Here is a 13,362-nt window from a genome sequence, read left to right on the forward strand (position 1 = left end):
AACAGCCCTTCGCTTCACCTGCTCAGCGCGTCGCTTTGGTGAAGTCACCGGGCTTCCAGGTGCGGTCGAAGTAGGGCGGGAGGGGGCCGTAGAAGCGCAGGTACGAGAACCAGTGCCGGCCCGGGATTGTCTGCACCCAATTGCTCTCGCCAGTATCCGGCGGAGTCGGGCCGAAGTGAAGGACCACCGAGCCGTCGGCTTCCGTCACGAGCTCGGGGTCGCGGCTGCCGCGGTCGCCGCGCTGCTGATGGTTGTCGATGAGGCAGCGTGTGGTGACGTCGTAGACCGTGACCGACCAGAAGAGCGCGGCCGGAACGTCCGGCGGAATGGTGAGCGTGTAGTGTGCGCCGCCGTCCAGCCATGCCCCGACGGCGTCCGTGTAACCGCCGAGGTACGCCTGGCCTTTGCCGGGCACGGTGCTCTTCATCGCCGCCGAGAAGCTCACCGCCTCGTAGAACCACGAGGCACGCTCGAGCAGTTCGTCGTACCAGGGTCCGCGTTGGGACGAGTTCGACAGGACGACCGCCGTGTCCCACTGCCGGTCCGGCCAGTACTTGGCTCCTGTGAACCGTTTCGCGAACGTGTTGGCTTGCGCCATCCGCTCACCGTCGACGGTCGCGCGTTCGAGGATCGCGCGGAGTCGGTCGTCCGGTGTGAACGGTGTGCCTCGTTCGATGCCGAGTTGGCGGAGCATGGCGAGGAAGAACCGGTCGCGTTCGTCGATCACCTCGGTTTGGTAGATCTCGTGCAGTCGTTCCCAGTACGCGATGCCGCGAGGCTGGTCACCAGACCACGGCCGGCTGCCGGGTGAGACCAGCCGAGTCGCGGGCGGGTCCTCGTGAACGCTGAGCGGGTGCACCTGGACCTTGTCGGCCAGGGCCGCGCTCCGGACGGGATCGGGATCGAGGGTGCGGAATCCGAACATGATGTTGACGCCTGTGCTGTGGACGACCGTCCAGGTCTCGTCGTGCTCTGGGACGTCCTGGCCCGGGCCGACGACCAGGGTCGTGCCGCCACGGCCCGCGTCGGCGCCCATCTCACCGAGGACAGCGACCTCGCGCTGCCAGAAGTCGGAGATCCCCCCGGCCGTCGGCCCCGGTGGCAGCTCGATGACCAGCGGACCCGTTGCGGACAGGTCGAAGAAGTTCAAGATGTAGGGGGTGGTCGCGTTCGCGGTGATGAGGCCGAGCCGGTCCTGGTAGGTGAGGTAGCGGACTAGGTCGTGGTCGGTGGCCCCGAACACGTCACGGTGCTGTGTCCGCCACTGCGCGTAGGAGACGATCGGCAGCGCCCACAGGTACGCCTGACAAGCGAGCTGGTGGTCGAGTTCGTCGAAGATGCCCGGCAGGTCTTCGCGGGGCGGGACATCGGAAGCCGTGGCGGCAGTGTCAACACTCATGTCGATGATGCTCCGCGCTCGTCCGGCCTGCGGAATCACCCGAGGCGGGTGAGCGGGTGCACCCGGGACAGGTCTGACGAGGCCCCGACGGGCGGTTCTCCTGCGGAGCCGTGAGGATGCGCATGCGTTCTTCCGGACCGATCTGGTGGTCGTTGTCGCCGACGTCGTCCCCGAGGTCGATCTGCACGCGGTCGATCGTGCCCGTGAACACGCTGCCGAGGCTGTCGTGGCCCTCGCGGACCGGTGTGCCGGTGTGCCGGTGTCGGACCCGACGTCCGTGGTCTCGTCGCCGGAGAGCCCCTCATGGTTGTTCTCGGGTTCATCTCCTGGGGTGGCGCCGACAGTGATCCGGCTCGCGGGTCCGATCAGCAGCGCCTCGATCGCGCTCGACCGTCCTCATCAAAGGTGGCTGGCGTCGCAGCGCTGACCGTACACCGGGTTCAACACGGTGATGTGGCGGTCCTGAACGCGTACACGACCTCGGACGGCTTCCCGCTCGGACGACGGGTGAACAGTCGCCGCGTTGAGTGCCGCCAGCACACCCTGCGGCACGACCGTGTCCAGCAGCTCAACGAGCTCGGCATGATCTGGCGGATGCGGCTCCCGCCGGAAGATGGTTCTCGTCGTCGCCGGGAAGCGGCGCACTTCACCGCCATGCTGCGGCGCATCGTCGTGTGGACTGACGAGCACGACGGTTGGCCTCCCAGCGCGCCGCAGCATGACGGCGACTGTGCCGGGATCGGTCGGCGGCTGGTCCGGCAGCGGCAGCTGTTTCGGTCGCAGCGACTTGACGCCGACCGGCAACAAGTTCGTCTCGAGGAAATTGAATCTTGAACAGCTTTACGGTCGATGATTCGCAGTCCGCCGACGGCGTCGCTCAATCAGTCCCGTGACCGTTCCGGCGATGAGCAAGACGACCGCTGCTGCGAACGGCGCGGCAAGTGACACACCGGTCCATGCGAGCGTTGTGGCCTCGCCGTAGGGGCCGTATCCGCCGGGGAAGCCGACGTCCGACGCATTGGTAGACGCGATTCCGCTGCCGCTGGGCACTCCATCAGCATCCCGGTCACCACCGCCACCGCCTTCGCCTCCGCCTCCGCCTCCTGGTGTCGGCTCATCGGCGGCGATCGTCCAGACGCCGTCGGCGTCGTTATCGGTCGGCGATGCGATCGCGTCGGTGTCGACGGTGGGCACGACGAGCGGGTTCGTCCGTTCGATGATCGGGTCGTCGTAGCCGTCACCGTCGACGTCCTGAGCCGCCGCGAGTGCGACGAACGCAACATCGTGCAGCGTTGCCGCAGACCTCTCTCCGATGCGGACGGTGACCGTGATCAGTGATCCATCCGCGCCGGACGGCAGCGGGCCCTCCGCCGTGCCGGTGGTGCCAGCGAACCGGTACCCGTCGCCGGTCATCGACACCACGGTAACGCCGTCCGGCAGGAGCTGCGTCACCGTCCACCCGGCTGGCGCTGCGCCCGGGCCGTCGTTGTGCGGGGTGAGCGTCCACGTCACGGTGTCACCGACGCGCACCGAGGTGCCTGTTGGCGTCGTCGGCGTCTCGGTGAGCGACAGGTCGACACAGTTCTCCGGGTAGAGCACCGGCGCGACAGTCAGCTCGTACACGGCGGCTCCGCCGCCGTCGTAGCGGAGGTCGTCGTCGAGGTAGCCAGTGGCCTTGCAGGGCGACGCCCAGTCGTTCGGGTTGCCGTGGTTCCTCGCGTCCACCGCCACGGGACCGTTGGGTACCACCACCGATGCTGCGGCTCGAGCTGCACCGGCACGGTCCACGGCTCCGGCAGTGTCTTCGCCGACGACAGCGTTGGGGAACGTCCGGATGGCAGTCGAGTCGGCTGGGAAGGTGTTACCGACGACGAGGACGGGGTCCTGCACTGTGCGGAATGCGGTGCCGACGCTGTCCGGTGGGGAGCCGACGCGGATCCACATCCCGGCTCCGACGAAGCGGTTGTCGCGGACGGTGATGCCGGAGGACGAGTACGACCCGGGCTGTTCGCCGTCTTCGTAAGTAGGGACCACGATCACGGCGGTCGCGTCATCGGCGGTCTGCGTGACGGTGTTCCCGGCGATGGTGACGTCGTGCGCGGGGGCGGCGGTGAGGACGGCCGGCTGGCCGGTGACGACGTTGTCGGTGAAGCGGACTGCACGGGTGCCGGCGGAGAGGTTCACGCCGCCACGGTTGTCGGTCATCGTGTTGTCGTGGATCCGCACGTCGTGGCTGATGCCGTTACTGGGAACGGTGACGACGATGTTCCCGACTGCACCGTTGTTCCGGAAGATGCTGGTGCCGAAGTTGAGGTCGGCGCTGCTGCGGGCGTAGATGCCGTACTCGGACACGTTCTCGACGAGGATCCCGGTGACCACCGAGTCGGTGCTGGATGAGTAGAAGACGCCGTACGAACCGCCGTTGATGCTCGACAGCGAGAGGTTCACGCGCTGCGAGTCGTAGGCACGGAGGACCGCAGCCCCGCTGGTGGAAGAGATGCCGGGCCGCCCGGTGACATCGACGCCGGTCACGGTGACATCGCTGGAGTCGTGCGTGATGACGCCAGCACCGGCGATCTCCGCGACGACGTCGCTGATGCGGGTGTTCGTCACACCCAGGAGGGTGACGGCGTTGGAGGCGTTCGGGGCGCCGACGACCGTGATGCGGCTGATGACGATGTCGGTCCGGTCACTGTCCGCGGTGAGCTGAGACGTGGTGCCGACGCCGTACAGCATCCCGGTGATCGTTCCGTCCCGGACGGTCACGCGGCCAGCGTTCATGAAGTTGATGCCCGTCCCGGAAGACGACGACCCGGTGATGGTCGAGTCGGTGATCGTCGCACCCTGCGTTGAACCGAGGGTGATGCCTCCCGTGACGGCAGTGATGGTCGGCCGGATGATCCGCGGTCCAGCTCCGGTGTCGCCGATGTCCGTGTAGATGCCGTACGCGAAGGAGCCGACAGTTGGTTCTGTGATAGTGACGCCGGTGGCGCGGTAGATGTTCACGCCGCGGGAGGAACCCGCACCGGCGCCAGTGATCGTGGCGCCAGTGATACTTGCACCGCTGGTGCTGCCGAGCGAGATGCCCTCTGAACCGGCACCGATGATGGTGGGATTCGTGATCGTCGCCCCGGCCGCGGCGCTTGTTCCCGTGGTGCCGATGCCGCGGTTGAACGAGGACACCTGAACGTCGCTGATCACAGCGGCGGAGGCGTTCTGCAGGTCGATGCCCGTACCTGCCGCTCCTGGACCGATGAGCGTCGTCCCGGTGACTCTCGGCGAAGCGGTCGCGCCGAGGGCAATGCCAGCGGTCGCGCTCGTGATGGTGCCGCCGGTGACACTGATTCCGGCCGTCGTCGCAGCCGCCGTGATGCCGATACCGGTCGCGACACCGCTGATGGTTGAGTTCGTGATCGTCGCTGCTCCGGTTGACAGGTTGATGCCGTACGAGGATGCCTGCCCGCCGCCGTCAATGGCGAAGTTCGTGATGCTGGTGCCGGTCACCCCCGCGCCGAGCTGCACGCCGGTCGGTCTCGCGACGGCGTTCGGGTTGCTCACCCGAAGGTCGGACAGCGTGACGTCGTTGCCGGTGACGGAGAACACCGGTGTCGCGGCCACACCGAACCTGACCGTCTCCGCCGCGGTCAGCCCACCGCCGCTGATGGTGAACCGCGCAAACAGGGTCGACGCAGACGCTGTCTCCAGAGTGACCTGTCGGGGCACGGTCAGTGCGGTCGTGAACGCGTAGTCGTTCGAGTCGAACGAGACTGTTCCGCCGACGGGCACGGCGTTCAACGCGGCCTGCAAGGTCAGCAGCGTGGCCGGCCGATCCGCCGCCGTTCCCACCCACGCCATCAGCGCCGTGTTCGCGTTCGGAACCAACGCCAGAACGGTCGGAGGTGCTGCAGCAGGAGTCGAAGCGGCGGCGGCCGGGGCGCTCACCTGAGGAGTGGGATCCGGAGTGACGCTCGGTGATGCGGATGCGCCAGCCGTCTGGGTCGGAGCCGGGATAGGGGACGCGGTCCGGCTTGGCGCGGCAGTCGGGACTGAGCTCGGCACCGTAGTTGGGGCTGGGCTTGACGGGTCAGCCGGCGTCGGACTGGGTGGCGTTCCCGTATCCGCTGTAGCCACTGCCGTCGGTGTCGGCGCTTCGGTCGAGGCAGTCGCAACACCTGGACTCGCGAGTACGAAGGTGATCATGAGTGGCACAACGGCTGCAAACGCGGCAACCATGCGTCTGCTGCGCGGGGGCGTTTCGCGCCTCGGACGCGACGACTTCCCCCGTTGAGACCTCATGGCTCACTATGACCGCGGACGGGCTGCACTGTACATCGCCCGTCCCGGGTGAGAGGGGTTCAAGAGCGCGCTGACGACCGCGCACTCCAGGCGGCCGGGCCGCCCCTTGTGAGATCTCGTCCGGATGACCATCCCCTACCGGCGCGCTTTGAGGACCAGCTGCACCGCTTGCCTCGCCGCTTCCGGCACCAACGGGATTTGGGTGAGCAAGGCAACTTCCACCCACCTCGGCTCGTACTGGTTCAGTTCTGATGCTCGTTCGATCTCTGGGCCACCGAGCACCAACGGACCAGGACGCACTTGGGCTGCGAAGTAGGCCGCTGGAGCGCCGCTATCCACTGGCACGTCGAGCAGATCACCGATGATCGCCTCAAGTCCAGTCTCCTCGCGCAGTTCGCGCCGGCAAGCCTCGCGGAGGCTCTCACCTTCCTCCACCCCACCACCAGGAAGCACCCAGTAGTTCCGACCATCCTTCAACCGATCGATGACGAGCAGGCTCTCGTCTCGGATGACGACGGCCGCTGATCTGACGCGCATCCGGCTAGCACACCACGAAACGCCTGTTCGTGTCCCACAGCCCGGCGTCGAGGCGTCCCGATTGACGATCCTCGACCGGACGAGCGTTAGCCGGCGGGGCGGAGTCGGGCCAGGATGGCGCCATGCGGGCGAGGGTTGGGTGCTGACGCCGTTCGGGTGTGCGTTTCCTCGACGTCGAAACCCGCAGCGATCAGCTCCTTACCTAGCACCGCGCTCGACCACTGGTAGGCGGCGACAACGGCGTGGTCGAGCGGCTTCACGTTGTCGGCAACGAAGAAGCCGACGAGCAGGCGGCCGCCTGGCCGGAGCACGCGCGCGAACTCCTCGAGAGGACGACGAATGGTTTCCGGTTCGTGGTGAATCAACGAGTACCAGGCGAGAACTCCACCGTAGCTGTCGGCCGGGTCGTCGAGTGCGTCGACGTTCCCGATCGCGAACGGCGCACTCGGGTGCGAAGCCCGGGCGTGCTCGATGAATCCGGCGACTTGGTCGACTCCCCGGGCGTCATGACCGAGCTCTCGGAGGTAAGCCGTCCAATGGCCCGGGCCGCAGCCGGCGTCCAGCAGCGGGCCTTCAACTCCCGCAGCCCACGTAGAGACGAGGTGCACATCGGATGGATGCACCGCCGTCATGGATCCCAGCCGTTCGGCGTACTCAGCGGCGCGGCGCGAATACGAGCTCGAAACCTCCGATGCCATGAGCCGACCATAACCAAGAACCTGCGAACAGGTGTTCCGAATGCCGATGGTGCATCGAGACGACCCGTAGCGCCATGCTGAGCACCACGTACCTGCGCCGTGGGCACCACGCTGCAACGTCACAGCCAAGGAGCCCACGAACCGCGGCGGTGCACGGGCGGCCAGAGTGTTCCGCGCTGACCGCTCAACTCGTAGCTCGAGGATAGGGACGACCGCGGACACCGGCAGCAAGCGTGCGCGGAGCCATCGATTCGTCGGCATACTGACATCGAGGGAACTGCCAGGTTCTCTGCGACGTCAGGGGATCGTGTGCGGGTTGCACCACGGGTATGGATTGGCTTCGCCGTCATCATTGGCGAGTCCATTCTGGTCATCGGTATCCAGGCGATGACTGGGATCAGCTACACAGCGTGGGGCGACTCGGCGCGGAACCTGTTTCTCGGTGCCGGCCTGTCGCTCATCGCCGCCGCAGTCGCCCTCACCGTGGTGACGACCACCCTTGGATGGTGGGGCCCAGCGTTCCGAGACCGGCACCGCAGCACGCACCGGTGGCCGATGATTGCGCCGATCCTCCTTGCGGTGATGGCGGTCGTCGGTCTCGCTGCCGCTGATTGGGGTGCGGTGAGCGGAGCCTTCCTTGGAGCAGCGCTCGTGCTGCTCCTGGTGGGGTTCACGGAGGAGATCACCTACCGTGGCCTGTTCCTGGTTGCGCTTCGCAGCCACGTTTCAGAGGTATGGGTGTGGTTCCTCACCACCGCACTGTTCGCGCTTTCACACCTGAGCAACTCCCTTCTGGGGCAGCCCCTCGCGGAGACGCTTCCACAGGTGCTGTTCGCGTTCGTTGTCGGCACGGTGTTCTACATCGCCCGGCGAACGACCGGGTCCTTGATTCCCGCGATGGTGCTGCACGGACTGTGGGACTTTAACCAGTTCATCCAGGGCAACGGCACCCCCGGTGATGCCGCCGGCTTCGCGCAAGCGTTCCTGTTCCCCGTCGGTGCGCTCGCGCTCGTCGGGGTCGCGTTCGTCATTCGCGGCGCCCACGAACAGCTTCCGGCCGGGAGCCGGCCGACCCTCGACGACAGGGTTCCCGCATGAGCACCGTCCTCGCGAACCCACGTATCCCACGCACCATCTGGGTCGGTCTTGCGGCGGCGGTCGTGTACCTGCTCCTGGCGGCGGTCCTCGGCAACGTCCTCGGGGACCTCGCCGGTGACAACGACACCACCGAGTTCGTTCTATCGCACTACATCCCGCTGCCGGTCGGGATCCTCCTCGGCGTCGTGTTCCTCCGCTACGCCGGCTGGGGGCGGAGCGTGTGGCGGGAAGCGCCGACGCCGACGTTGCGGCCGCGCCGCTGGTGGCTGATCAGCATCCCCGTGCTAATGCTCCTGCTTCCGCTCGCCCAGCTACCAAGCACCCCGTGGGGTGCTCGGCCCGTCAGCACGGTCCTCGTCGTCATCATCGGCACGATCCTGGTCGGTGTCGGTGAGGAGCTGTTCTTCCGCGGCATCCTCGTCGACGCTGTCCGCGGACACCACGGCGAGCTCGTGACCATGCTGGTCTCCTCTATTGCGTTCGGGCTCGCCCACGTCGTCGGCAGCATCTGGGTCGGCGTCCCGTTCGGAGCGATCCTGTTCCAGGTGACATTCCTGGCGATGAACGGCAGCCTCTACTACTGGGTCCGCCGCGTCAGCGGGCGACTCTGGGTCGCGATGGCCGTCCATGCGTTCACGGACTGCGCGCTGTACCTGGCGTCGGGCCCGTCCCGGCCGACGGAAGCGCTGACGAACCGTCAAGACGACACCAGCGCGGACCCGGTCCTCGCCACGCTGCAAACACTCCTGATCATCGCCGCAGCCGTCGGCGTCATCAGCGCCGCACGGGAAGACCACCGCACCCGTCAGAGCCAAAGACAGTCAGCAAACCCAACTGCCACAGCGGGCCCCTGACATCTGCGAGGATCTGCCGCAAGGGCGTTCCTCGGGGCGAGCGTAGTTCCGGCGACGGCAGGCAGGACGGCATCGCCTAACTTGTGCGGCTTCACGACTCGGCGAGTCCGTTGGCCGATCGGCTATCGGACGATCGCCGCATCGTGTTCGCTGAACGCCTGACGCGGCACCTGCACGTTCCGTTGCAACCGTCCGTGGCGGCTGCGGGATGGAACTCTTCAGGTCACCATCTCGCGCAGGTGCGCGAGTGCCTCCTGCATGCCCGGATCCGCGAGCCTCCTGTCGTCCGGCTCTCGCCCTCTGATGATGTCGTCGAGGACGCGCCTGTCCGCATCAACGCGTGCGAGCGCGTCAGTCCCAGGGGATCCGTGACCAGGGATGACGACGAGGGCGTGCTGTGCGTGGACGGCAAGCACATCAAGTGCCTCCAGGTAGGACGGGAGGTCATCCGGGTAGAAGGGCAAGGGCAGTTCGATATCGCTCAGCATGTCGCCGGCGATGAGCACACGCTGCTCGGAGAGCCACAGGGCCGTGTGACCGGGCGCATGTCCGTCGTGGACGATGAGTTCCGGGTGGAAGCCCGCAGGTACCGAGGCACAGGGGATCGCCTCCGTACCCTGCACGCTTCCCATGAGGTCCGCGAGTCTCGTCGGGAAGTCGGACCCAAGGTACTCGACGAGAGTCGCTCGCTCCGATCGGGCCAGTTGCGCCGTGCGCGGTGATGCCCACCGGGGTGCGTCCCCGAAGCCTGGGTGCCATAAGAGATGATCCTGATGCGCATGCGTCGAGAACCCGCCGACCACACTGAGGTTCCGCCGGTCGAGCGACGCAGCCAGGGCTTCAAGCTCATCAGGCATCCATGCCGGATCGATGAGCAGGGCCTCTCCGCCAGATGCCAACACCGTCGACGTCGTGGACATTCTGCGGCTGGTGGCGACCAAGACACCCGCGGCCACCTCCTGGAACGCTCTCATGGGCCCTCCTCAAGACCTGATCAATCTAGGTCGCATCGAATCAGACGTACGAAATCCCGGTGAGGGATCCGCGACCGAGACGTAGGTGGGCTGCAGAAATGTTCCGGTGCTTCGACGGTCAGGTGCTCACTGCGGCCCCGATGATCGCGCCGGTGAAGAGGACCCAGTCGTTGATGATGTGCGCGCCGGTGCTGACCGCGATGTTCTTCGTGCGGATGTAGGCGAGCGTGAGTACCAATCGAGCGACGCCGATGATCAGGAACGCCTGCGCGAAGTTCCACCCGTAGGTTGGCAGGTGGGCTGCGCCGAACCAGATCGCGGTCGCGAGCCAGGCGATGAGGATGCCTTGGGTGCGGGTGAGTCCGATGCGGTGGCACAGCGCCATAACCGCCAGGAACGGCAGGATCGTGAAGAGCTCTTCGCCCAACAGCTGGATCGCGGTCCCGACGTAGAACGCGACGATCTCACCCGCGCCGTGGATGCCATCGGTCGCGGTGTTCGCATTGCTCCCGAAGATCGCCTTGACGATGATCCCGACCGTGAACGTCACGATGATGTTCCCGATCGCGAAGAGCACCATTGCGCCGTAGTCGCGGGCGGTGGTGCGTTGGAAGATCCTCGCCCAGTGCCGCTTCGTGAACACAATGAAGACGGCGAGCATGATCGCTGTGAAGAGGAACCGGGGCACCAGGGACTGGATGTTGTTCGCGGCGGGATAGAAGCTCAGTACGGTGATGCCGGCAACGCACGCGACGATGATCGTCACCCACTGCCATGCGGGGATCCGGATCGGCTCTCCGTCGTAGAACGGGAAGTCCCGACCGTCTTGCCGTTCAATCGCCTTGCCATACCGTCGCGCGTCCGTGGACATGGTCTGTCTCCTTACCTTCGTGTTGCGGACTTGTCTTAGGCGATGGTTGGTTGGGTGTCCTCGTCGGCTGCGCTGACGGAGGCGCGTCGAGGGCCTTCGTGGGCTTCTGCTCGTCCTTCAGCGTGGCCTCGGGTGCAGATGACGCCGATGAGCGCGAACCCGACGTAGGCGAACGTGGCGACGACCGCGATCGTCAGCGCGGTGTTCGATGTGCCCGCAACGGTCTCGTCGATGCCGCCGCTGGCGAGGGCGGTGGTGGGGTCGGTAAAGGCGTGCAGCAGGATCGGCCAGATGAGGTTCCCGGTGACGCGGAGGGTGAGGTACATGCACACGCCGAACGGGATCGCGTAGAGGACCTCCACGACGACTGCCCTGGGGTCCTGCCCGCCGAGCACGTTGCTTGAGTGCAGGATCCCGAAGACGAGTGACGACAGCGCCATGACGGCCCACTCCTTGTACCCGTGCCTGCGGAGGAAGCCGACGACGAACCCGCGGCAGAGGACCTCTTCGGCGAATCCGATGAACAGGCCGGCGAACAGTGTCGAGACGACGACGGCCGGGGTGTAGCGGGAGTAGTCCGTGCCGATGAGGTGGAAGACGATCGGGATGAGCACGAGGAACGGGGCAATCCACATCCACCACCGGCCGCGGACTGGCTGAGCGCCGAACAGCGGACGGGGGAACCAGCCGATGCTCAGTCCGAAGAGGACCAGGACGACGCTGCCGAAGATGACCGGCAGTGCCAGGCCGAGCAGGACGTTCGTCGCGCTCGCGAACGCGTTCGAGGTGTCGAGGACGTCAGCGACGATCGGTCGGAGAAGGAGGAACGCAAACCCCTCGTAGAGTGCGATGTAGACGATGGCCGCGAGGGCGGCTTTCCAGAACCCTCCCCGATCCCAGAATCCTCGCCATCCGGTGGTGGGCGGCACTTCGTACGTCAGCTTCTGGTTCATGACTGCTTCCATTCCCTGGAGGTTGCAGTGCTCGCGCATGCGCAGCGCGGTGGATGTGGTTGGGCATCCAGCCCGAGCCGTTTCGGCCCTTGATCGCCGTTCGTGCCAGTGAGCGCAACCGGTGCCTGATCCGCATCGCCCTTGTCGCTCGTCTGCTCGGGAACCTACAGCCTTGTCGAGTGCTCAGGAAGCCCGAACTCGGCAGGACCCTGCCGAAACGGTCAGCGCCGGTCGTCGCCGGCTTCCTCCAGCGGACCGAGCAGGTCCTTCAGACCGAGGCCACCGAAGTTCATCGCCTCGAACTCAAGCGTCACGCCGGTCGAGTCGTCGGTGAGCTCGATCACGGCAACCGTTCCCCTGTGGTGTCGCCGTACCGAGAGCTGGGACCGATCGATGTGCGCGACGGGGTGGAGGTTCTTCCAGCCGCCGACGAGGGCTGTCGTGGTCCGGCCGAGGACGTAAAGCCGAGTCGCAGAGACGGCGAGGACGATCGACGGGTAGCTTCCGCGTCGCGCACTGTTCGCTCGCTGTCCGAGCAGGCCGCCTGTCACACCCCACGCGGTCGTGTTGCCGAGTGCCCCGCCGGCTTCGACACCCGCGACGGAACCCAGCACACTGGCGAACGTCGAGCCGCGCGGCATCACAACGGCGACGTCGAGAATCTCGTCGTCGGGGATGACGGATTGCGCTCCCTCGCGGGCATGTTCTTCTCGTGACATGAGCTGATCCCTCTCGTGGCTGATGACACCGCGACGACCGCCGAAGCGATGTTGCGACGGAATGTACGCGCCGAAGTCGTCCGGCGTCGGGTCCAGCTCCTGCGCGGACCGGAGTCGAGATGAAGCTCCTCCGGTTCGTCCCCACAACCCAGTGGGCTCGTGCAGACCGTGCGGTGAGCGATCGCCTACCGGGACGACGGTTCAACGCCCTTTGCGTGAGGGCCAAAGCGAGCTCATCTGGAAAACGTGATTGCTGAGGGGCGGTGCCGGCCGGCACCGCCCCTCATCGTCCGACGGGGTCGGTTCGCTTCCTCAGGTGCCGGCGAAGCTTCGGCTGAAGCCCTGCCCCGACTCGACCGTCCGCTGCACCGCTGTGAGGCGCTCCGCCTCGTAGGCGCGCAGCGCCGCAGGGACGGTGGCGCCGCTGATACTGGTGAGTGCGCTTCGGATCGACTCGGCATCCTCGACGGATTCGTCGAAGCCGGACCCGGTCATGGGCGTCGGGACGTGGGCTGCGTTCCCGACGAGCGCGAGCCGGCCGGCGGCCAGCCGCGTCGGGACGAACTCGGCGATCGGAGTGCCGGTTACTCGATGGCGGCGGAACGCTGTTCGGATGATTGCTTCCCACGGCTGCGGCCATTCGCTCAGCCCGTCCGCGACCTCGCTGACGAGATCGGCGGGGATGTCCTGCGGGCGGAGGGAGTGCTGAACGACGCTCCCCTCGACCACGCCGAGGCGACGCATGGCAGGCCCACGGTCGGCGTCGTAGAGCGCGAAGGAAGCGATTCGGCGCCCTGGCATCGAGGAGCCGTCGTCGCCAGGGAACGTGTGCGCGAAGAGGATGCCGCGGCCCCACTCCATCACGCCGTTGTCACCCGGTGGCAGCCAGAGCTCCTCTGGTAGCTCCGCTTCGCGGAGACTGCCAAGCCACAGCAGGTACCCGGCGTACCGGGCGTCGGGAGT

At 66.6% G+C, this 13,362-nt stretch carries 12 protein-coding genes; 3 read left to right on the top strand and 9 right to left on the bottom strand.

What is annotated here, in order from left to right; translation table 11 throughout:
* Window positions 1-22: 22 nt before the first annotated feature.
* Window positions 23-1,399: a DUF1254 domain-containing protein gene (locus EDF19_RS00640; RefSeq protein ID WP_123679042.1), complete on the bottom strand. Its 1,377-nt coding sequence runs from the start codon at window positions 1,397-1,399 to the stop codon at window positions 23-25.
* A 303-nt stretch (window positions 1,400-1,702) separates the two neighbouring features.
* On the opposite strand from EDF19_RS00640, the gene EDF19_RS19520 reads away from it, so the two are divergent.
* Window positions 1,703-2,233: a helicase associated domain-containing protein gene (locus EDF19_RS19520; protein ID WP_123679043.1), complete on the top strand. Its 531-nt coding sequence runs from the start codon at window positions 1,703-1,705 to the stop codon at window positions 2,231-2,233.
* Between the two features lie 6 nt (window positions 2,234-2,239).
* Here the strand turns inward: EDF19_RS19520 and EDF19_RS00650 are convergent, their stop codons facing one another.
* The 3 genes from EDF19_RS00650 to EDF19_RS00660 all read right to left on the bottom strand — a co-directional run bounded on the left by EDF19_RS00650 (window position 2,240) and on the right by EDF19_RS00660 (window position 6,930).
* Window positions 2,240-5,281: an S-layer family protein gene (locus EDF19_RS00650; protein WP_123679044.1), complete on the bottom strand. Its 3,042-nt coding sequence runs from the start codon at window positions 5,279-5,281 to the stop codon at window positions 2,240-2,242.
* Window positions 5,282-5,830: 549 nt separating this feature from the next.
* Window positions 5,831-6,232 (bottom strand): NUDIX domain-containing protein, encoded by a 402-nt coding sequence (locus tag EDF19_RS00655; RefSeq protein WP_123679045.1) that lies wholly within the window; start codon window positions 6,230-6,232, stop codon window positions 5,831-5,833.
* An 86-nt stretch (window positions 6,233-6,318) separates the two neighbouring features.
* Window positions 6,319-6,930 carry a class I SAM-dependent methyltransferase gene (locus tag EDF19_RS00660; protein ID WP_123679046.1) on the bottom strand — a complete coding sequence of 204 codons (612 nt, stop codon included), beginning with the start codon at window positions 6,928-6,930 and terminating at the stop codon, window positions 6,319-6,321.
* A gap of 309 nt (window positions 6,931-7,239) precedes the next feature.
* On the opposite strand from EDF19_RS00660, the gene EDF19_RS00665 reads away from it, so the two are divergent.
* Complete coding sequence (locus tag EDF19_RS00665; protein ID WP_123679047.1) at window positions 7,240-8,028, top strand: CPBP family intramembrane glutamic endopeptidase; 789 nt, start codon at window positions 7,240-7,242, stop codon at window positions 8,026-8,028.
* Window positions 8,025-8,882, top strand: coding sequence for a CPBP family intramembrane glutamic endopeptidase (locus EDF19_RS00670; RefSeq protein WP_123679048.1), 858 nt, complete (start codon window positions 8,025-8,027; stop codon window positions 8,880-8,882). The genes EDF19_RS00665 and EDF19_RS00670 overlap by 4 nt, the downstream gene beginning before the upstream one ends.
* 218 nt (window positions 8,883-9,100) lie before the next feature.
* Here EDF19_RS00670 and EDF19_RS00675 read toward each other — a convergent pair whose 3' ends face one another.
* From EDF19_RS00675 to EDF19_RS19270, 5 genes are all read right to left on the bottom strand, one after another.
* Window positions 9,101-9,856 (bottom strand): MBL fold metallo-hydrolase, encoded by a 756-nt coding sequence (locus tag EDF19_RS00675; RefSeq protein ID WP_123679049.1) that lies wholly within the window; start codon window positions 9,854-9,856, stop codon window positions 9,101-9,103.
* A gap of 118 nt (window positions 9,857-9,974) precedes the next feature.
* On the bottom strand, window positions 9,975-10,727 hold the full coding sequence (locus EDF19_RS00680; protein WP_123679050.1) for a CPBP family intramembrane glutamic endopeptidase: 753 nt from the start codon (window positions 10,725-10,727) through the stop codon (window positions 9,975-9,977).
* Window positions 10,728-10,762: 35 nt separating this feature from the next.
* On the bottom strand, window positions 10,763-11,680 hold the full coding sequence (locus EDF19_RS00685) for a CPBP family intramembrane glutamic endopeptidase (protein ID WP_123679051.1): 918 nt from the start codon (window positions 11,678-11,680) through the stop codon (window positions 10,763-10,765).
* 221 nt (window positions 11,681-11,901) lie between these two features.
* Window positions 11,902-12,399, bottom strand: coding sequence for a hypothetical protein (locus EDF19_RS00690; protein WP_148070994.1), 498 nt, complete (start codon window positions 12,397-12,399; stop codon window positions 11,902-11,904).
* 312 nt (window positions 12,400-12,711) lie between these two features.
* Window positions 12,712-13,260: an NAD(P)/FAD-dependent oxidoreductase gene (locus tag EDF19_RS19270; RefSeq protein WP_221180593.1), complete on the bottom strand. Its 549-nt coding sequence runs from the start codon at window positions 13,258-13,260 to the stop codon at window positions 12,712-12,714.
* Window positions 13,261-13,362 lie beyond the last annotated feature (102 nt).

The organism is Curtobacterium sp. PhB115 (assembly GCF_003752025.1).
Lineage (GTDB): Bacteria > Actinomycetota > Actinomycetes > Actinomycetales > Microbacteriaceae > Curtobacterium.

Bases quoted from the DNA above. Each gene is read 5' to 3' on its own strand.
- EDF19_RS00640 (WP_123679042.1), bottom strand. From the start codon at position 1,399: ATGAGTGTTGACACTGCCGCCACGGCTTCCGATGTCCCGCCCCGCGAA.
- EDF19_RS19520 (WP_123679043.1), top strand. From the start codon at position 1,703: ATGGTTGTTCTCGGGTTCATCTCCTGGGGTGGCGCCGACAGTGATCCG.
- EDF19_RS00655 (WP_123679045.1), bottom strand. From the start codon at position 6,232: ATGCGCGTCAGATCAGCGGCCGTCGTCATCCGAGACGAGAGCCTGCTC.
- EDF19_RS00660 (WP_123679046.1), bottom strand. From the start codon at position 6,930: ATGGCATCGGAGGTTTCGAGCTCGTATTCGCGCCGCGCCGCTGAGTAC.
- EDF19_RS00670 (WP_123679048.1), top strand. From the start codon at position 8,025: ATGAGCACCGTCCTCGCGAACCCACGTATCCCACGCACCATCTGGGTC.
- EDF19_RS00675 (WP_123679049.1), bottom strand. From the start codon at position 9,856: ATGAGAGCGTTCCAGGAGGTGGCCGCGGGTGTCTTGGTCGCCACCAGC.
- EDF19_RS00680 (WP_123679050.1), bottom strand. From the start codon at position 10,727: ATGTCCACGGACGCGCGACGGTATGGCAAGGCGATTGAACGGCAAGAC.
- EDF19_RS00685 (WP_123679051.1), bottom strand. From the start codon at position 11,680: ATGAACCAGAAGCTGACGTACGAAGTGCCGCCCACCACCGGATGGCGA.
- EDF19_RS00690 (WP_148070994.1), bottom strand. From the start codon at position 12,399: ATGTCACGAGAAGAACATGCCCGCGAGGGAGCGCAATCCGTCATCCCC.
- EDF19_RS19270 (WP_221180593.1), bottom strand. From the start codon at position 13,260: ATGGAGTGGGGCCGCGGCATCCTCTTCGCGCACACGTTCCCTGGCGAC.